The organism is Salirhabdus euzebyi (assembly GCF_014207435.1).
GTDB lineage: Bacteria > Bacillota > Bacilli > Bacillales > Alkalibacillaceae > Salirhabdus > Salirhabdus euzebyi.
The window spans coordinates 133,852-154,121 of the sequence record NZ_JACHGH010000001.1 but is presented as its reverse complement, the minus strand read 5'-3'; the positions used below and the strand labels follow the sequence as shown (position 1 = coordinate 154,121).

Below are 20,270 nucleotides of genomic sequence, written 5' to 3'. Positions count from 1 at the left end.
TGCGTTTGGCAGCGCTTTTGTTTGGAAAAAATAACACAGTTCAATAAGAACTGAGTCGTAACTAATATTTATATTTAAATCCTTCTTCCACTAAAGCTACCCTTTACTTTAAGTACACTACCTCACAAACATCAGTGTTTAAAATAAAAAATAACATCATAGCATTTTTCCAAAGCCATGATGTTAATCGTCAATATTTCTAGCACTGTGTAGCCGTAGTTTCAATAGATTTATCTGCATTATTAATTTTGTATTAATTCTAATTTTCCTAAATCAATGATAAAGTGTCCATTCATTAATATATCTAGTCCTATTAACCCATTGATTCCCCAATCATCTAAATTACCAAAGTCTAACTTCATATCTGGAATTTCATAATTGCCTAGCTTGATAAAATCAACTGGTTTACGGAAAGAATAATCCTCACCGCCAATTCCATAAGAGCTTACAAGACGATCTCCATTTTCAAAGTATATGCCTATCTCATCAACAACATCAGACGAAATAAGAGTATGAGCTGCACCTGTATCAATAACAAGCTTATCTATTGTTTTCTTTTTGTCTTTGTAGGAAATAGTCATTTCAACTTCTAGTAAATGATTTACAAATTCTAACTTCATAATCTCATACTTCTTAAACCTATTGCTTTTCTCATCTCAATTACGATTTCTTCAGCACCTGTATGATAAACAATTGTATCGCCCTTAGACTTAAGTAACTCTTTAGTAGCTAATTTAGGATCTTCAACAACATTAATTAACGCAACATCAGTTACAATCTTTTTATCGCCTTCTAGATAAAAGTCAATGATGTTAAGTTTCACATATTGATTTGGGTACATTCTTCTAACCTCTGGCCATTTCATAATATATACCGCCCTTTTACTCTTTACCATTATTATATCACCGTTTTATACAACTATCATATGTTATAGCGACTGTCTTTTAAAATAGAGCGTATTGTGCTAAAGCATCCCGTTAGTTCAAGAACTCATCCATTTGTTTGATTGAATTATAGGATAGAGAGTATATCGTATGTGAATCCTCAGTATTCATAATTGTTCCAGACTTTTCCTCAATCCAAAGGAAATACGTTTCCTCTCCAACTTCAACTTTATATTCAGGGTCTGCCATATTGACGATTCCTGGTTGTTTTTCTGCTTTTTCAAATACTTCTTTAATTTTTTCAATTGTTTTTGTATCCTCTATAACTATTGTTTCGGTATTGCTCTCCATTGAATCAATAGTTATCTTTTCTATACTTTTACTATTCTGCTGGCAACCAAATAAACCAATTGATAATAGAAATAATGATAAGACAAAACTTATTTTTTTCATAGATGTAACCTCCCTTAACTACCTTTTTAATTTAGACGAAATAATTTCCTATGTTAGTTACTTATATTATTGATTTATCCAAATCTAAGGCTTGTTAACTATGCTGTTCGATATTTGAAGAGGAACGCCTTAAAAATTGTTGTTTCTATTGTTGTGTTTAAGCTACCCGTTTGTTGAATAGCAAAATAACACTATAAACATCTAATATAATTAAATTCACTTATTTCCACCAATAGTTATTGATTTTCTTTTCCAATGTTTTAAGTTTCTTAGCCGTCATCTCAACAGCACCTTCTATCTGGGATAAATATGAAAGCATAATATTATAATCCTCAGAGGTTAGGGTCTCTTTAGAAAGAGTATTTTGAACTCCTCTTATACCATCAAAAGCTGCCCTAGCAATGTAATTTTCATTTATTGCATTAACACCACCCATAGTTGTCAAATATAAAGTATCAGCTGTTTTTAAAGAACGAACCCCAAACATTTTAACCTTTTCTTGAATTTCGTCACCGTTATAAGACATTAATAACTCATATGTGTTATTTGCTTGCTCAAATAATGCTTCTGTTGCAAAAGCCTCTGTTTGAGCTAATTCAAGGGCATGTTTATCCCTTACTTCAATAATCCAAAGACTTCCTATAAGAACAATGAATGTGATTACAAGAATCCAAAAAATCCTCTTTCTCAATTACTCCCCTCCTCACTACCATCATTTGAACTTTGAACTAAAGCTGCTTCTTACTTTAACAAGGAAAAGCGAATACTCTAGTTAAACATTCGCCCCCGTTACTTGAATAAGGTTAATAACCACTTACTGTTTGAATTAAACCCGCACCAGCTTTTATTTGGGCTTCAACTTCACCTGTTATATTGACGATAAAATCACCTTTACTATCAGTTTTTATATCAATGTTACCTCTATATGTATTATTATTTGATTTCAAACCAACTTCCTTAATATCAGAGAAATCTATCTCTATAAAGGTAGTCGTATAACCTCTTTCAACCCATTTCCTTGGTGGTTTATCAGCGTAAAAGGGCATATCGAAACCAATTCGTACATGGTCTCCCTCATGTGAAATTGCTATCCTTTCAATACGAACATCATTTAGAGGTGGTACACTGGTGTATATCATTGATATAAATTTGTTATCTGTTAAATGTTCATGCCACATTACTTTTCAACCTCTTCCTTACAGTTGTTAAAACGCTATTTTCAATTATTTCTTCTTAAACATTCCTGCTCTTTAATTCAATAAAAAAACTGATCCTTGTAGAAAAGCTCCTGTTAGCTAAGTACATAAAGTTTAAGTTACTCTACTTTGATTATAATAGGGTTCATTGCTATGGGTTCCATAATTATTTTTCCTTCCTCTAAAAACTTTCCTGTTACATCCTCTTCTTTAAAAAAATCATCACTTACTAGAAATTCACTTGAGGAAACTACTAATGTATAAATCCCTTCTTCTTGAAAGGTAAGTTCATATTCCTCATTAAATTCATCGTATGGAAATATTTCTGTGTAGTTCCATATTGCATTTTCATCCTCCGAGGGACCGATGTTGGGAACATATTCACCAGCATCATCATATATTCGGGAGTATATAAATTGTGCTCCGCGTCCAAATTCTTTTTTAAAGCCGATATATTTCAATGATTCTCGTATTTTATAAGATTCTCCCTTTTTTACAATAGTAGGAACTTCAACAGTAAGTTCAAATAAGTCCGTTTTCAAGCTTTTAACGACAACCTCTTTATCAGACTTTTCTTGACAACCAACTAGAAGCGAAATGATTATTAATCCAGTTATAAAGATTTTTTCACTTTACTCCCCCCGTTAGCACAAGATCCCGTGATTAAATTTTAACATGATATTACAATAACTCCTGATAAAAAAGAAAAGATCATCATTAGATGATCTACTTGTTTCACTCTTACACCCGTTATTTTAAGTTCAACACTTCACAGTTCGTTAAGAATCAAACGTATGTAATGGAGTTGTTTATTATTTTATCTGACATACTCGTTTAAATCATCAACCAATTCTGCTGGCAATATGTACACTGTGTGAGTATTATTCTCATCCATAATGGAACCTCCATCAGTTCCTAACCATAAGGAGTAAGTGGAATTAGTTTTGTCTTCAAAAATTAATGTAAGAACATAGTCAGCCTTTAGCATATCAACTACACCATCTACTTTTTTTGCTTTTTGAATAGCATCAACAAAAGTTTGAAGTTCAGTTGAGTTTTGTTGAGTAAAAGATACATGCGGTTCCTTAATATGATTCATGTTTTCGCCAACTCTTGAAACATTAGTACCTACAACCATTTTTCCGTCTAATTTAACAAGTTCATTCTTGTTATCATTCTTTTTTTCTAGTAACTCGTTTATTGCGGTACTCAGTTTGTTGTCTGTTTCCACGTCTCCTTCAGAATGGAATACAATTACATTTTTCACACTATAGGCTTTAAAAGGTACCAATTTTACCGTTGCGGTTAATTCTTCAAATGCTTTCATTCCTTTCTCTCTTTCAATAGCCGTAGGGAATACATATATTGATAATGTATTACTTTCCAATGAATATACTTCAGGTGAAATTCCATTTAATTCTTGAATAAAAAAATTCTGCTCTGGTAATTCAATCCCTTTAAGTTCTAACTCTTGTTCTTTTATAGATGTTTCAACTTCATTGAAAGAAATTGTACCGTCAGTATTTAAAACCTTTTGTTGTTCTGTTAGATCTTCGGATAGATTTCCTTTAATTGCCTGACCTGTATCATCAGTATCGGTACTACCATCCATTGAAAAAAACAGTAGCCCTATTATGAAAACTGATGCAACACTAGCAAATAAGAAAGGGATTTTTCCAATAAACTTTCCTCTTCTTTCTTTTTCATCATAACTATTAGCAACATTCATTAGATTTTGATGTATGTTCTTAAAGTCCTTATCACTCATATTTATTTTAGAATATCTTTCTATTTTTTGCTCTATATCCTTCAAATCGTCCTTTTCATTCACTATTATCCCTCCATTGTTTTCGTATTGCTTTTATTGCTCTGTAATAATTAGTTCTCACCTTTTCATTGGACCAATTTAATACAGCAGCAGTTTCGGATACGGACAGCTGATTAACACTTCTTAATATGATTACTTCCCTGTAATTTTTGTTTAATAATTGAATTACACCATTTAGTTCATTTTCATACTGTTTATTCAGAAATATCGTCTCAGGATTCTGCTCGCTAGGTGATAGCAGATCACCTGCATCCTCTATTGTTATCAACTTTTTCCACATACTTTTTTTATTACTTCTCATTTCATCAATTGCTAGATTTCTAGCAATAATGAAAAGCCAAGTTTTAGGACTTGATTTATTTTTAAAGGTATGTAAATTCTTAATGGCTTTTATAAACACCTCTTGGACCAAATCCTCTACATCTAAGGTGCCAGTATAGAATACTAAAAAGCGATATACATCATTGCCATATTCATTAAACCAATCTGAAATAGTGCTTTCTCTTGACATGAAAGTTGCCTCCATTTATATTACTCATTTAATAGACGATTAACTTTCTTACTTATGACACCTATTTAATTAAAAAAATTTATAAGAGCCTAACAATTTCCTGTTAGGCTCTTTGATTATATCAATTTAAATAACTTATCTGATTCGTTAGCTGAAGATTATATAATTAAGCATGAACATAATACTGCAATATATCTTGATCAAAACAAAAGACCATCATTAGATGATCTACTTATTTCTCTTCGCCCCCAATATGATAAGTATACTCCCTCACATTTAAGAGTAAATCCTTATATAAAAATGAAAATATAAACTATCCCTAGCACAAGTATAATAAGTGGAACGATATATTCCTTTGAGTTTTTTTGAAACTTCCAATCCATAAAAGACTGAAAACCAAGTGTAAGAGTTATAAAGATTGACCAAAACCATTTCATAGAATTATCATCTGACAAATCCAAAGCAAAAATAACGGTAAGAATGCCAACTAGCCCTAATATGCCCATCCCCAATCGGTAAATATTCTTACCAGTCGTTTCCAATATATTTTTCTTTTCTTCCCCAATAAGTAATTTCCTTAAAAGGTTGTAGGAAATAGCGATAAATACTGCTAAAATCGGAGTTGAAATACCCACTATAAAATCCCCCTCAAATCTAATTCTTATTAGTTTAACCTATCCATTACATCTCTTCAAAAGTTCTATATCCATTTTATTATTAATTTATAAATACTAATTTGTACACGAATTCACTCTCAAATAACAGACATACGCTAGCTATTGTAACCTAATGAGTTTGCGATTTTTTATCACAAGAATAAGCAAATAGCTTAATAACAATAAAAAAATGACTACCAATTTGGATACAATTGAGTAGTCATTTTTAATTATAGGTATAAGATCCGGTTCCTGAAGGGTTTTCTTCGTTTAAAAATCCTTTGTTACTTTTTCTTCTTTTTAACCGAATCATCATGTAAAGACGATATCGCATCTCGTGTGGAATCTAAATAGGTTACTGCTTCGTCATAAGCTTGGGAAGCAACGCACATGAATAAAATATCCAGTGCATGAAGCTGGGCTAGTCGTGAAGATGTTGCACCGCTTCGGAAGGTTGCTTCTTTAGAAGTTGATGTATATAAACGTATATCTGCGTATTCCGTCACAATAGAGCTGCCATACTTTGTTAAGCTAATGGTCGTTGCTCCTCTATCTTTTGCCAGTTGTAAAATTTTTGCTACTTCATATGTTTCCCCAGAAAAAGATATGCCCATCACAACATCCTTCTCTGTAGCATTGGCCACAGCCGTGGCACCCATATGCAAATCAGTAAAAGAACTTGCAGCCTTATTAATCCTCAAAAACTTTTGCTGGGCATCGAGCGCCGTAATACTAGAAGCACCTACACCGAAGAAATGAATTTTCTCACTACTTAACAGAACCTCTACCGCTCTTGCTAATTCACCTGTATCTAACAAATCCGCTGTTTCTTGGATTGTTTGAATACTATGGGAGGTCATTTTTTCGATGGTAGAAATACAAGATTCATTTGGCTCAATATCTCGTAGGTCTACCTCTTTCGTATTTCGCTGCAAATCACCAGCAATTCTTAGCTTCAGTTCCTGTATACCTTTAATATTTAAAGACTTACACATACGGATAACCGCCGCACTACTAGTTGTCGTTGCCTTACCAAGTTCTGCCGCAGTCATGCTAATAGCCTTCTCTGGTTGGTTTAATATGAACTCAGCAATTTTACGTTCAGACGGTGGAAGCTTGTCCTTCATTTCCTTTAACATAAAAATGCCCGCATTTGTTCTTGTCATATGGTACCAACTTTCAATTAAAATAGTCTTATTATAAGCCCACAGTTGAAAAACAATCGCTTTCCTTGTGACTCTAAACCTAATTAAAACAAGATTCTCACAAAGGCCGGCTGTTTGGTCTTTCAACTGCACAGGACATTCTATATCTTTTTATCCATACATTATCATTTCTAAAAAACATTTATTTAAGCATCGGCTTCCTCTTGTTCGTCAAATAAATGACATGCAACCCAATGATTTTTTTCTCTTTCCAAAAATTCCGGTTTTTCTTCCGCGCAACGATCAAATGCCATTGGGCATCGTAAACGAAACGGGCATCCACTAGGCGGATCTGATGGATCTGGTACATCCCCCTGCAATATTATTCTATCTTTCTTTTTATCCGGGTCAAGCGAAGGGATTGCAGACAATAATGCTTTCGTATACGGATGTAGGGGATTTTCATACAAATCCTTCGTTTCTGCTAGTTCCATCATCTGACCTAAATACATGACTGCCACACGATCACTCACGTGTTTCACCACATTTAAATCGTGGGATATAAAGATGTACGTTAATTCAAACTCATCTTGAAGCTGGATTAATAAATTTAAAATTTGTGATTGAATCGAAACATCCAATGCAGAAACAGCTTCATCTAAAATAACTAATTTTGGCTTTACAATTAATGCTCTAGCAATACTAATTCGTTGTCTTTGTCCACCACTAAACTCATGGGGATACCTGTTTAATTGTTCTTTTGATAGTCCCACTTTTTCAATCATTTCCACAACTAAATCATTGGCTTCTTTTCTGGAAACTAATTTATGCGTTAAGATTGGTTCCATTAATAATTGCTTTACATTCATCCTAGGGTTTAAGGAACTAAAAGGATCTTGAAAAATCATTTGAATATCTTTACGCATTCCACGGAATTTTCCCTTTGGAATGTCCATAATATTTTCTCCGTTAAAGAACACTTCTCCGGATGTCGATTCATATAAACGTAAAATCGTTCTACCAGTCGTTGATTTCCCACATCCACTTTCCCCTACTAATGAAAGGGTTTCGTTTTTTTCGACGTGGAAACTAATGTCATCTACCGCTTTTACATGGCCGACTGTTTTCTTTAGTAATCCCCCTTTTATAGGGAAATACTTTTTTAAATTGTTAACTTCTAAAACGTACGTATTACCTTCCATCCGCTTCAACCTCCTCATCATGCAACCAACACTTGCTCGTATGATCATCTTCTACAGAGAACATAGTAGGCTCTTTTGTTTTACAAATTTCCATCGCATGAGGACAGCGAGTCGCAAACCTACATCCCATATGTTGATATTGTTGTGGAGTTGGTACATTTCCAGGAATAGAGTATAACTTTTCCTTGCGATCCCCTAGAGATTGAATAGACTTTAGTAGTCCTTGCGTATATGGATGGGAAGGATTTTTGAAAAGTCTCTCCACGGTTGTTTCTTCTACAATTTGGCCAGCATACATAACGGCAACTCTTTCACACGTTTCCAAAATAACACCTAAATCATGGGTAATCATTAGGATAGATGTGTCATGGGCTTCGGAAAGCTCATTCATCAAATCTAGTATTTGGGCTTGAATAGTAACATCTAGGGCAGTAGTTGGTTCATCTGCAATCAGTAATTTAGGTTGACAAATTAATGCCATTGCAATCATGACACGTTGGCGCATCCCACCTGAAAGCTGGTGCGGATAGCTTTTAAAAATTTCTTTTGCGCGTGATATCCCAACTTTCGTTAACATATCAATACCCATTTCACGCATTTCTTTTTTACTATAGTCCGTGTGAAACTTTAATACTTCCAATAGCTGATGTTCAATCGTATATAAGGGATCTAATGCAGTCATCGGCTCTTGGAAAATCATTGAGATTTCATTTCCTCTTACTTGACGCATTTCCTTTTTGGATAGTTTTGTCAGATCTTTCGTCTTTTCCGTATGAAGGTTAATACTTCCTTCACTGACATGAAGAACATCAGAAAGTAAATTCATAATAGCTAGGGAAGTTAAACTTTTTCCACTTCCTGATTCCCCAACAATCCCATACTTCATTTTCTTTCCAATATTTAAGTTAATATCTTTAATAACATTATATCTAGTCTTTTTTGTCATTACGTCTATCGATAGGTCTTTAATTTCTAATACAGAATTCACGTTAACTCTCCCCTTGTAATTCACAATTAGCCTATACAGTAAGATGAAATGCTTCCATTAACGCTTTAATTTAGGATCTAATATGTCTCGTAAACTATCACCTAGTAAATTGAAACAGAAAATCGTAAATACAATTGCTGTTACTGGAAAAATGATTGTCCATGGAGCAAATTCCATGTACGTTCTACTTGCGTTTAACATAACTCCCCATGACGGATCTGGTGGTTGAACGCCTAGTCCAAGGAAGCTTAACGCTGCTTCTGTTAAGATAGCTCCAGACAAAGCTAGGGTAATTTGTACAATAAAAGGTGCCATAATATTTGGTGTAATGTGCTTGGCAATGATTTTTACTGGATGTACACCAATTGCAACTGCACTCGTTAAATACTCATTTTCCTTCACAGACATAACGGCAGACCTTACAAGCCTTGTAAAAACAGGGGTAAATACAACACCGATTGCAATCATCGTATTTGTTAAACTTGGACCCAAAACAGCCACTATCGTCAATGCTAATAAAATATCAGGAAATGCAAAGAAGACATCCATTACACGCATAATGACTTGATCCACTTTCCCTTGAAAGTAACCAGCAATTAATCCAAATATTAGTCCGGCAGTTGCCCCTATCCCTACTGCAATTAAACCTACCTTTAAGGATACTTGCGCGCCATATACGATTCTACTAAAAATGTCTCGACCAAACTGATCCGTTCCAAATAAAAACTCACCACTAGGTCCTTCTAAGACATGTTCTGTAAACATTTTATCCGGTGCATATGGAGCAATAAGAGGAGCAAATATTGCTATTATTATAACGACTAGAATTCCAATAAAACCTATTAAACCGATTTTGTCATCAATCAGTCGTTGTACGAATTCTCTCATGAAGATCACACTTCCTTATTTTCTTAGCTTATTTGTACGTTATTCTTGGATCCAAATAAGAATATAAAATATCTACAATCAAGTTAATAATGACAAAAACAAATGCGATAAATAAGACAGCCCCTTGAACAACAATGACATCGCGTTGATTAATACCTGTCAACACTAGCTGTCCTAATCCTGGTAGCGAAAAAATTTGCTCGATAATTACTGTCCCACCTAATAAAACACCAATTTGCATTCCGATGATTGTAAGGATCGGAATCATCGCATTTCGAAGTGCGTGATTAAAAATAACAACACGTTCCTTCGCACCTTTTGCACGAATTGTACGAATAAAATCTTGTCTTAAAATTTCTAAAATAGAAGAACGAGTCATTCTCATTACTGCACCTGCCATTGATGTTCCTAAAACGATAGCTGGGAGAAGTAAGATTTGTAGGTTCGTGATTGGATCCTCAAAAAATCCAACATACCCAACTGGAGGACTGTATGAAAAAGATAATGAAAGAACTAAAATTAATACCGTTGCTAAAGCAAAGTTTGGCACGGAAACCCCTAGTAAGGAAATAATTCTAACACCAAAGTCCGTTTTTGAATTTCTCTTAATCCCTGCAATGATGCCTAACGGAATGGCAATAATCCATGAAATGAAAGCCGATAAAATCGTTAATTCAAACGTAATAGCGAAACGGCTCATAATATCTGGTAGAACCTCTTGACCAGTACGCATAGATTCTCCAAAATCTCCTGTAAGCACTCCACCCATCCAACTAAAATATTGCTGATAGAGTGGCTGATCTAAACCAAAATCTTCTCGCAGCTGTGCTAGCGCTTGAGGAGTAGCATCCGTTCCTAAAATAGTAGCGGCAACATCACCTGGTATAATTCTTAATGTAAAAAAGATAACGATCGATACTCCGAATAAAACAGGAATCAACATGAATAATCTTCTTAGAATGTATGCATACATCGAACTCACCCTTAATAAGAGTTTAAGGCTGCCGAAGCAGCCTTTACTGTGTTATTTTTTTGTTACTTCAAGAATGTATTCTCCATCATGTGGATATGGAGTAAAGCCTTCTACAGAATCTCTTACTGCAACATATTTCATTGGTGATACTAGGAATAAGTTTGGTGATAGAGTCAATAAATCATTTTGTGCTTGGTCATAAATTGCTTTACGTTCTGCTAAATCAACTGTCGTCTTACCTTTTGTAACAAGTTCATCATAATCAGCATTTGAGAAGTTCCATACGTTAGCAGATCCTTCTGTATGGAAGAAATAGTTTAATGCTCTATCTGGGTCAGTACCAGATCCGTTACGTCCAACTAAAATATCAGCTGTTTTGTTAACCCAAGTGTCAATGTACTCGCCCCACTCAATTTGCTTGATTTCAGCGTTAACGCCGATTTCAGCCCATTGTTGTTGAAGGATTTGTGCCGTGTCAACCATATCAGCATACGTTGATGCAGTTGTAATCGTAATATCGAATCCATTTTCATATCCAGCCTCAGCTAGAAGTTCTTTTGCTTTTTCAAGATTGTTAGAGTATAGTTCATGCTCTGTTACATCGATTGCCCAATCTCCCATTGAAGGTGCTACTGGACCAGAAACAACAGCGTCTCCACCCCAAACAATATCTGCAACACTTTCACGGTTAGTCGCTAAGCTTAATGCTTGGCGTACTTTTTCATTGCTTAAAATTTCATGTTCGTTGTTAAATCCTACGTAGCTATATTCTAAAGATTGATAGTCTTTTACTTCTAATCCTTCTTGATCTTTTATTAAATCAGCAGACTGTGCACTTACTGTTGTTAAATCAACTTCTCCAGTACGGATAGCTGACATTCTTGCTGCTTCATCTTTCATCGTATAGTAAATTACTTGATCAAGTTTCGGTAAGTTTTCATCATAGTAGTTTTCATTTTTCAATAAAACAACGCGGTTATCTGGAACCCACTCTTCAAATACGAAAGGACCAGTACCAACTGCAACCTGTTGTAGGTCACCATTTTCTTCTACTACTTCTTTTGCAACTACTGCAGCACTAGCATTTGTTAAGTTAGATAAGAATGTAGCATCAGCAGACTTCAAGTTAAACTGAATTTGATAATCTCCTAAAACTTCAATGCTATCTACATTACTGAAATAAGAAGCAATGTGAGAAGCTGTTTCTTCATCTAAAATACGTTCAAAGCTGTACTTCACATCTTCAGCAGTCATTTCACGATCGTTGTGGAACTTCACACCTTCACGAAGATTAAACACATACGTTTGATCGTCTGGTTGATCCCAATCAACTGCTAAGTCACCAACAACATTCATGTCAGCGTCAAACTGTACTAAGCCACTATAAACTTGAGAGTAAATTCTAACAGAAGAATGTGCAGGTGTCTTATGTGGATCTAAACCTGCTGGCTCTTGGTCGTTCGCAATTTTTAATACTTGCTCTGCTTGTTCTCCATCATTGTTTGAATCGTTATCGTTACCTGGTTCATCCGTATTGCTATTGTCTGAACAAGCGATTAACAATGCCATGACACTAGCAAATAGGAAAGCTAATATAAAACCTTTTTTATTCATCCTCGTGTTCCTCCCTTTAATTGTGAAAAATGTATTTAAGAAAAATAGTTTAACACTTCTTCATAAAGCTCTTTTCTAAATGGATTAATATTCTTCGGTTGATCAACATGTAAACGGTTCGTTAACAAAATGACTTGTAAGTCTTTCTCAGGAACGATCCATATAGCTGTCCCGGTAAACCCGGTATGTCCAAAGCCTTCTGGAAAAGGTTCCGAGCTATGCCAACCTAATCCCCTATCCTCTACAACATTCTGCATGGATTGTTGAACTAGATTAGTAGTTATAAATCGTTTATTCTCCGACATTCCCCCCTTCGAATAAACATCTACTAATTTACTTAAGTCTTCTGCTGTTCCAAAAATACCAGCATGCCCTGATTGTCCCTTGAAAAAGTAATAGGTGTTCCCATCATTTACTTCCCCAACGATTGGCTCGTTTGTATTACGCCAATCGGGAAAATCACGATTTCGACTATGACACATTTGCATTTCGATTTGGTTACCAAACTCTGTCGCAGCAACATTTAGACTTGATATTGACCCATAGGTTACCTGCTTCATTTTTAATGGAGTAACCATTTCTTGCTGTAAGACATCTTGCAAACTAGCATTATAGTGATGTTTAATGACTTCACCCAACAAAATGTAATTTAAATCGCTATAAACAACTTCATTTTGTTCTTGATGGACTAAGTCTAACTTCTTCAATAGAGAGAATAGATCATCAGATAAATAGGTATAAAATGGAAACCACGCCTGCAAGCCGGAAGAATGTGTCAGCAATTGTTTGATCGTAATAGGAGCTAACACGTTATGCCCAGCCACTCGTGGTAAACATTCACCTAATGTTGTTTCCAATGTGAGCTTTTCGTCGCTAACCATTTTTAAAATAACTGTCGACGTAAATATCTTTGTTACACTAGCTAAATCAAAAATCGTATCTACGTTCACATCTTCGTTTGTAACACGATTTCTCTTTCCATACGCTTTCACGAAAACATTTTTATCTTTATGTTTAATGAAACAGACGCCACCTGCAAAACATTTCTCTTGTAAATATTTGTCGAAAAGATAATCGATTTTTTCTTCCATCGAATTCATACGAATTCTCCTTTTAACATTTTCCATTGCCTACGGAAGCGCTTACCTTTTTATTGCTATTTTTTCTGACAATTCTTAAAACTATTATATAAAATTTAATACCGTAAAAACAACAATTTTTATAAAAAAATATTTTAAAAGGAACAAAAAAATAGGTTAGCTTCGTTCCTTTTGTTTAACAGCGTCTCTTACAAACCCATTTGAATTATCTAATAATGACAGTGCTTCTTGATAAGACACATCAGTCAAAAGCATGACGATTGCTGGCTTCACCGCATAGTCTGTTTCTTCTAGTACTTTAGTTGCCACTTCATAATCAAAACCTGTTGCCTCGCAAACAATTTTCTTTGAACGTTCACGTAACTTATAGTTGGAAGCATTCATATCTACCATTAGGTTTTGATATACTTTCCCCATTTTTACCATTGATGCAGTCGATATCATATTGAGAATCATTTTATGGGATGTAGCAGCTTTTAAACGTGTTGATCCTGTTAAAATTTCAGGTCCTGTTACAACCTCAATAGCAATATCAGCATGTTCACTTATTTCAGCATCTTTATTACTTGCTAAACTAACGGCAGTTGCTCCTATTGACTTTGTGTATCGGAGAGCAGCTTTTACATATGGTGTGCGTCCACTTGCAGCTATCCCAATAACAATATCATTTGCGGATAGTTCTCTTTCCTTTAGGTCATTTTCCCCTAACTGTTGATCATCTTCCGCTCCCTCAACAGCAACCATTAAAGCATTTTCTCCTCCAGCAAGAATAGCTTGAACAAGATGTTGTGGAGTACTGAATGTTGGTGGACATTCCGCTGCATCTAATAAACCAATTCGTCCACTCGTTCCCGCTCCAACATAAAACAATCGGCCACCATTTTGAAAGGATTCACAAACGGCTTCCACTGTCTTTTCTATTTGGGGCAGTACTTGTTGAATTGCTTTAGGTATGGAAAAATCTTCTTCGTTCATCAATGCTAATATGTCGCGAATTGGCATTTGATCTAGATTGGAAGATTTAGGATTATACATTTCTGTCGTTAATTTTGTCAGTTTATCCATCGCGTTACCATCCTATAATAATTTTCTATGCTTTTATTTCTCATACCAATAATAAACATTCTCTTTATCTATTTATCTATTAAAAAACTAAACGCTATCTACAAATCACCAAGCAATTTTACCCATCATGACACTTTTTCCAGCACCTGTTGCTGCTGGTAAGTTATTCGGTTGCTTGTTAAAACCTAAATACCCAAACAAGGCAAAGGATATAGCCTCTTTTGCATCGCTATTTATTCCGAGTTCTTGAGATGATTGTAAAGTAACGTGTTTCGGTAAATAATCCTTTAGGCCTTTCATCATGAATCCGTTATGCCAGCCACCGCCACTAACATATATTTCGCTTACTTGGTCCTCTTGTATGTGATTTTCTAACGCTAGACCAAGGGAATGAGCAGTTAATGCCGTTACCGTTGCAATTCTGTCTAATTCTGAAATATTCATTTTTTCTGCTTGTTCCCATAGCTTTTTCGCATAGTCTACTCCAAATAGTTCTCTACCTGTACTTTTTGGAGGAGCTTCCCCGTAGTAACTGTGACTAAGTAGATCGTTTAACCATTCTTGATGAACCTTACCTTTATTAGCAAAATGACCATTGTTGTCGTAGCTTTGCTCGCCATTTGTATACCAATAGACAAACGAATCTACAATCATGTTGCCAGGCCCAGTATCATAGGCGATTACCTTTTCACTAGGAGCAGCCTTGGGAATCACTGTAATATTGGCAATTCCACCAATATTCACAAGAACCCTTCCAACTTCTTCTGATTGAAACAGGCTGTAATCTAAAAATGGTACTAATGGTGCTCCTTGCCCACCAACAGCTATATCCCGTGTCCTGAAATCACCAATGGTCGTAATCCCGGTACGCTCTGCAATAACACTAATGTCACCTAACTGAAGCGTGTTCGGTCTATAGTATTGGTCATTTTCTTTGAAAACAGGATCATGGAAAACTGTTTGGCCGTGAGAGCTAATCAAATCAATATCGGAAGCCTTCATACCCGCTTCTTTGATGGCATGTAAAACACCATCTGCAAACACTTCTCCTAGCAGCATATTCATGGATGAAATTTCAGGCGACTGCGTGTCAGGTACAACTACCTTCTCTAATCGGTCCTTCAATCCTTTTTCATACGGAATCGTTGTAAAATATCGAAGTTCGAAGTCTACTTCTTCTCTCTTTTTCTCCAAATCAACGATAGCAACATCCATTCCATCTAGTGAGGTTCCTGACATTAAGCCTATAACCGTCATTTTTGGAATCTGCAAACCTCCACAACCTTTCCTCTGAAATCAACCATTCAAAAAAATGTAAGCGCTATAGCTATATTGTATTAGAAACAAAATAATATATCAATATTTTTATGTATTTTCTGAAATATTTTTTCAGTACTTGCTGTTGATGAAGTTGCTGAACTCTAAATTGAGCCTATATCACCTTAGCATGAATAAATATCACCCAAACGACGACTTTTATCACCCAAACTAAGAAATTTATCACCTTAGCTTTTAATTCCACCCGCAGATTTGTAGCTTTCATCATTAGTTTGAATTATCAGTTTATAAAACAAACGTTTGATTGAAAATGTTGAATGCCTGTCATCATAGGATTTAACCTTTTAAAAAAGCTACTACCACTGCAATCAGCAGTGGTAGTAGCGAAAAGAGAATATTAATGCTCGCTTTCATGAACGTCGATTGTCTTCTCCCAATGAAGGACTACTTCATAAAATAGTTTATGTATAGTCACATTAATCTCTTCAGAGTCTTCAACAAATTCGCGTTCTAACAAGAGTCCATACCGAGAACCTGGTCCTCCTCCCCGGGATCCATAACTCCCCTCTTCTCCTTTTTCATTAACCGCTTGGACGAGATTTCCAAAATGCCGCTCTAACATTCCTTTTTCATGTGGATCTCTATCGGTTTCTTCTATAATTTCTTTGTAGATTTCATAAATTTCTGGGCTTCGACTAGCTAGCTGAACGTATGGTCTTTTCTCGTTTTGTGGAAGCTCGTAACGAATCATAAAATATATACCCGATTCGTCATATACTAACTCGTCTAAATAAACATCTGTGTTTTTAATAGTTGCTAACTTCTCTTCTGGTTTTTCTGTATGTCCCGCATCCTCGCCATTTACTACCTCATCATATTTACTTGCATCAATTGTAAATGAAAAGTCATTTTCTCCTACTAATCTCACACTATTTAATTGGATATTTAGTTTACTAGGCCATTCATGAAAAGGTGGGGTCGTAATAAAATATGTCCCTTCCTCCGCCTGCTCAATAACAAAGTCCCTTTCCCAGCCTTTTTCCTTATCTGTTCTAATCGTTACATTCATCATATCTGCCAATTTATCTTTTTTTGGCTCATATCTAAAAAATAATCGGTTCTCTGTTGTGCCAACTTCTATATAATCGAAAGCAATGGTATCATCTAAAAAATTTACTGATTCATTAATTTTTATTTCTTTCACAATTGCATCTTCAACACTATAGTCAATAGGAATACGTTATATCACCAATTCCACGCGTTTCACCTTCTATATGTATGCGGAAATTTTTCAATACGAATTCTGGTATTCGTTCAACCAAATGATGTTCCACTGAGTTATCAAAAAAAGGACTAAATATTAGACGCTGATATAGTTTTCCATCATATATAACACCCGTATCATTAGGCCAATTCCCAGTATAAATACCATGATTTATAACATCATTACTTTCTGAAATAGTTGGAGCAAACTGAACAGTTTGGGATTGCCTTTCCTGATTTGACTCCATATCTTCTATCATACTTTCATCAATGTCATAGCTATAAAACAAGTAAACTTGTTGATCACTATACCAAACCTCATCTATAGAGATTTCTTTCTCAGTACCAGGTATTTCATATGTAAGATAATCAAAGGTTTTGGCCAGCCCTAACTTTTCTGCCCTCTTTAATCCAGGGGTGTTTTCATATTGATACTCCTTTACTTCCTCCCAGCTACTTACTTCATCTAATTGTGTTTGATTGAAAAAACTTTTATTCGTATCTTCAAAATATATAAGGACAAACAAAATAAAAAATACAATGATAATAGCTGTTATTTGCCATTTCTTCATTCCTAACACCTCAAAAATATAGTCTTACATTTATGATAACAATAATTCCGTATGAAAATGGATAATTATTCTAAATTTATTTAATATAGTTGGTATCTTGTACTGAGGTGTGGATAAACGAAATATTCATTATAGAAAAAAGCAGATGAACAAGGTTAAGTTGTCATCTGCTTACTGAATACTACTTTTTAATCGGAATCCAAACTTCACTATAATAATTCTCTGAGAATGGATCCGTATCACTAACGTAAACCTCCATTTCCGGACCACCAGCATGCTCATAACCCGTTGACGGGAACCATTCGGAAAAGATTCGTTCCCATACTTTGTGCATCGCCTGGGGCATTGCTCCGTGGACCGGAAAAACAGCCCAAGTAGCACTAGGAATTTGGCTTTCTTCCCAATCAGGTGGCAAGGATTCGTTACTTTTTTCTGCTCCGATGAGGTAAGAGAAATTTTGTTGTTCCTTATCAAAATTCATGCAAATTCCGACCACACCGAGTGAACCAGCATTTTTTACAAGCTCCTCCGTAAATCCATTTTGAATAGATTCATTCCAAAAGGCAGGTATTTCGATATGGTTCAATCCACCTTCAGCAGTTGTACGAATACTCTTCCCAACTACAGTAAAACCGTCCTTTTCTACAATCTTGTAATCCATTTCTACATCACCCTTTATCCGAATTTGAAAAGAGAGTTTTGGATAGGCCTTCAAAGATTGACTATTCTTCTTTGCGGCCGAGGGACTTATACCATGAATTCTGCGAAATGCTTTTGTAAATGCTTCTGGGCTATCATATCCATACTTAATTGCCACATCTATCACTTTCAAATTGGAATGTACTAGTTCTTGTGCAGCTACCGTAATTCGTCGATTTCGAATATATTCACTCACGGTATACGAAGTAAGCATGTTAAACATTCGTTGAAAATGAAACTTCGACATACAAGCAATCCCTGCAATGTCTTCTATAGAAAGATCGTCAGCTAAATTACGCTCTATATACTCAATGCTCTCCAGCATTCTTTGCAGTCCCTCCATGTGAAAACCTCTCCTCTCAAGCTTAAGTCTATCAGTGTCGTTTACGTCTTTCCTGTTCATCCGTGCTTGTTATGGACAGCATTAGATTCAACAAAACTATCGTCATTACCTTCTATAAAATAAAAAAATCCCACCCTCTATTCTGAGATGGGACTATCTCACATTTCCTTACTTCTCGTACAGCTCCTAAAAGAAGCCTATACCACCGTTTTCAACTCAAACAAACTTTCCAAAAATTGAACAGCCTCTTTCCTCGTGCACACCCCTAATTTTTTATATAAGCTAGTAAGATAGTTTTTTACTGTTCCAAGTGACAAATAAAGCTCTGCAGCTATTTTGGAGTTCGAATATTTTTTTAATAAAAGAAAAGCAATCTCCATCTCCCGTTCCGTGAGCGGGATAGGAAACTTTTCTAACAGGGACGGGGAATTCAAAAGCTTATCCCAATTTAATTGAGATTGCTTAAATAATTTAGAGATACTTGCAGTTGCATGAGAAGGAATAATGACTCGATTTTGCATAGCCTCTTTTACTGCAAGAATAATTTTTTCACTTCCCCACTCTTTCAGGAGAAATCCACTTGCACCATATGCTATTGCTTCCATAACATCGTCTCCATTTGCTTCTGCAGTTATCATTAATATAGATATTTCTGGGTTTGCTCTTTTAATTTGTTTTGTTGCTTCCTTTCCATTTAATAATGGCATTTGGCAATCCATTAGCATAATATCTGGCTTACATTCTGCCAAAAGGGTCGCCTCCAACCCATTACTAGCTGTACCGATTATTTCGATATCAGCATGAAAATCTATACAGTTTTGAAGCAACTCTATGACACCTGGATGATCATCAACAATAACGACTTTTATTGTATCCATCCTATTACCTCACCTTAATCCTTTTTTGTCTACTTCTAGACAACTCCATTTTTCTATAAACTATTGTGTAGTAAATTCGAAACAAGCTGACTTTCATTAAGTTAACTGCTTTTTTGTTTTATGTAACCAGTAAAAATTCCCTTTACGATTTCTAACTGTTTATCAATAGAAACAGCACTTCCACCCAAATAACGATGAAAAATAATTCCTTGAAGCAGAAGCAATAAATACCGTACAGACTCCTTATCCTCTACTTGTAGATAATTAGCTGTCCAATCAATATGTCGCTCCACTTCCCGATTGTAACTCGTATAACACTCTTTATTTTCAAATGACTCACTACGAATAACTTCCATTAGTATTAACATTGTCTGCATCCAACGACCTTCATAGCCCTTTATAAAATGCAAAAAGCTATCGAGTCTTTCTTCAAAAGTAAGTGAAGGACTAGTCATTTTGGAAGAAGCCTCTATATTCTCCTGACTAATTTGTTCTGTTAACTGTCTAAATATATCCTCCTTACTGTTAAAATAATGGTACAAGGTTCCAGTTGTTACACCTAACTCTTTCGCAATTTTGCGCATCGATAATGAAGTGTAACCCTTTTCTGCAAACAAAAGATAACACCCGTGCAGCAATTCTTTTCTATATTTTTTATGATTAATAAGTTTTGGCATAGTTTAATTATAACAATCGTTATAAAAAGGAAAAGGATATATTTTCTATAAATTTTG

The 20,270-nt window shown here is 35.2% G+C and carries 23 protein-coding genes; all 23 read right to left on the bottom strand.

What is annotated here, in order from left to right; genetic code table 11:
• Positions 1–242 precede the first annotated feature (242 nt).
• Entirely contained in the window at positions 243–620 is a 378-nt protein-coding gene (locus HNQ94_RS00785; protein ID WP_174496341.1) for a retropepsin-like aspartic protease, read from the bottom strand.
• Entirely contained in the window at positions 617–865 is a 249-nt protein-coding gene (locus tag HNQ94_RS00780; RefSeq protein ID WP_174496340.1) for a hypothetical protein, read from the bottom strand. The genes HNQ94_RS00785 and HNQ94_RS00780 overlap by 4 nt, the downstream gene beginning before the upstream one ends.
• A 112-nt stretch (positions 866–977) precedes the next feature.
• Positions 978–1,337 carry a YhfM domain-containing protein gene (locus HNQ94_RS00775; RefSeq protein WP_174496339.1) on the bottom strand — a complete coding sequence of 120 codons (360 nt, stop codon included), beginning with the start codon at positions 1,335–1,337 and terminating at the stop codon, positions 978–980.
• A 220-nt stretch (positions 1,338–1,557) separates the two neighbouring features.
• Positions 1,558–2,028: a hypothetical protein gene (locus tag HNQ94_RS00770; protein WP_174496338.1), complete on the bottom strand. Its 471-nt coding sequence runs from the start codon at positions 2,026–2,028 to the stop codon at positions 1,558–1,560.
• A gap of 112 nt (positions 2,029–2,140) precedes the next feature.
• Positions 2,141–2,515: an Imm50 family immunity protein gene (locus tag HNQ94_RS00765; RefSeq protein ID WP_174496337.1), complete on the bottom strand. Its 375-nt coding sequence runs from the start codon at positions 2,513–2,515 to the stop codon at positions 2,141–2,143.
• Positions 2,516–2,652: 137 nt separating this feature from the next.
• Positions 2,653–3,075 carry a hypothetical protein gene (locus HNQ94_RS00760; protein ID WP_174496336.1) on the bottom strand — a complete coding sequence of 141 codons (423 nt, stop codon included), beginning with the start codon at positions 3,073–3,075 and terminating at the stop codon, positions 2,653–2,655.
• A 275-nt stretch (positions 3,076–3,350) separates the two neighbouring features.
• On the bottom strand, positions 3,351–4,364 hold the full coding sequence (locus HNQ94_RS00755; protein WP_174496335.1) for a YhfM domain-containing protein: 1,014 nt from the start codon (positions 4,362–4,364) through the stop codon (positions 3,351–3,353).
• A complete protein-coding gene (locus tag HNQ94_RS00750) occupies positions 4,357–4,872 on the bottom strand; it encodes an RNA polymerase sigma factor (protein ID WP_174496334.1) in 516 nt (171 codons plus the stop codon). Before HNQ94_RS00750 ends, HNQ94_RS00755 begins: the two co-directional genes overlap by 8 nt.
• 290 nt (positions 4,873–5,162) lie before the next feature.
• Positions 5,163–5,507 carry a DUF4181 domain-containing protein gene (locus tag HNQ94_RS00745; protein WP_174496333.1) on the bottom strand — a complete coding sequence of 115 codons (345 nt, stop codon included), beginning with the start codon at positions 5,505–5,507 and terminating at the stop codon, positions 5,163–5,165.
• A 305-nt stretch (positions 5,508–5,812) separates the two neighbouring features.
• On the bottom strand, positions 5,813–6,694 hold the full coding sequence (locus HNQ94_RS00740; RefSeq protein WP_174496332.1) for a MurR/RpiR family transcriptional regulator: 882 nt from the start codon (positions 6,692–6,694) through the stop codon (positions 5,813–5,815).
• 185 nt (positions 6,695–6,879) lie between these two features.
• Positions 6,880–7,875 carry an ABC transporter ATP-binding protein gene (locus HNQ94_RS00735; protein ID WP_174496331.1) on the bottom strand — a complete coding sequence of 332 codons (996 nt, stop codon included), beginning with the start codon at positions 7,873–7,875 and terminating at the stop codon, positions 6,880–6,882.
• A complete protein-coding gene (locus HNQ94_RS00730) occupies positions 7,865–8,863 on the bottom strand; it encodes an ABC transporter ATP-binding protein (RefSeq protein ID WP_246199997.1) in 999 nt (332 codons plus the stop codon). The genes HNQ94_RS00735 and HNQ94_RS00730 overlap by 11 nt, the downstream gene beginning before the upstream one ends.
• A gap of 57 nt (positions 8,864–8,920) precedes the next feature.
• Positions 8,921–9,751, bottom strand: coding sequence for an ABC transporter permease (locus HNQ94_RS00725; RefSeq protein ID WP_174496330.1), 831 nt, complete (start codon positions 9,749–9,751; stop codon positions 8,921–8,923).
• 28 nt (positions 9,752–9,779) lie between these two features.
• On the bottom strand, positions 9,780–10,724 hold the full coding sequence (locus tag HNQ94_RS00720) for an ABC transporter permease (protein ID WP_174496329.1): 945 nt from the start codon (positions 10,722–10,724) through the stop codon (positions 9,780–9,782).
• Positions 10,725–10,775: 51 nt separating this feature from the next.
• Complete coding sequence (locus HNQ94_RS00715) at positions 10,776–12,338, bottom strand: ABC transporter substrate-binding protein (RefSeq protein ID WP_174496328.1); 1,563 nt, start codon at positions 12,336–12,338, stop codon at positions 10,776–10,778.
• 35 nt (positions 12,339–12,373) lie between these two features.
• Entirely contained in the window at positions 12,374–13,438 is a 1,065-nt protein-coding gene (locus tag HNQ94_RS00710) for a serine hydrolase domain-containing protein (RefSeq protein ID WP_174496327.1), read from the bottom strand.
• Positions 13,439–13,594: 156 nt separating this feature from the next.
• Positions 13,595–14,503 carry an N-acetylmuramic acid 6-phosphate etherase gene (murQ, locus tag HNQ94_RS00705; protein ID WP_174496326.1) on the bottom strand — a complete coding sequence of 303 codons (909 nt, stop codon included), beginning with the start codon at positions 14,501–14,503 and terminating at the stop codon, positions 13,595–13,597.
• Positions 14,504–14,608: 105 nt separating this feature from the next.
• Entirely contained in the window at positions 14,609–15,775 is a 1,167-nt protein-coding gene (locus tag HNQ94_RS00700; RefSeq protein WP_246199996.1) for an anhydro-N-acetylmuramic acid kinase, read from the bottom strand.
• 403 nt (positions 15,776–16,178) lie between these two features.
• On the bottom strand, positions 16,179–16,985 hold the full coding sequence (locus HNQ94_RS00695) for a hypothetical protein (protein ID WP_174496325.1): 807 nt from the start codon (positions 16,983–16,985) through the stop codon (positions 16,179–16,181).
• A 22-nt stretch (positions 16,986–17,007) separates the two neighbouring features.
• Positions 17,008–17,616 carry a hypothetical protein gene (locus HNQ94_RS00690; protein WP_174496324.1) on the bottom strand — a complete coding sequence of 203 codons (609 nt, stop codon included), beginning with the start codon at positions 17,614–17,616 and terminating at the stop codon, positions 17,008–17,010.
• 181 nt (positions 17,617–17,797) lie between these two features.
• A complete protein-coding gene (locus HNQ94_RS00685; RefSeq protein WP_174496323.1) occupies positions 17,798–18,658 on the bottom strand; it encodes an AraC family transcriptional regulator in 861 nt (286 codons plus the stop codon).
• A gap of 197 nt (positions 18,659–18,855) precedes the next feature.
• Complete coding sequence (locus HNQ94_RS00680) at positions 18,856–19,536, bottom strand: response regulator transcription factor (RefSeq protein ID WP_174496322.1); 681 nt, start codon at positions 19,534–19,536, stop codon at positions 18,856–18,858.
• Between the two features lie 101 nt (positions 19,537–19,637).
• Positions 19,638–20,153 carry a TetR/AcrR family transcriptional regulator gene (locus tag HNQ94_RS00675; RefSeq protein WP_174496321.1) on the bottom strand — a complete coding sequence of 172 codons (516 nt, stop codon included), beginning with the start codon at positions 20,151–20,153 and terminating at the stop codon, positions 19,638–19,640.
• Positions 20,154–20,270 lie beyond the last annotated feature (117 nt).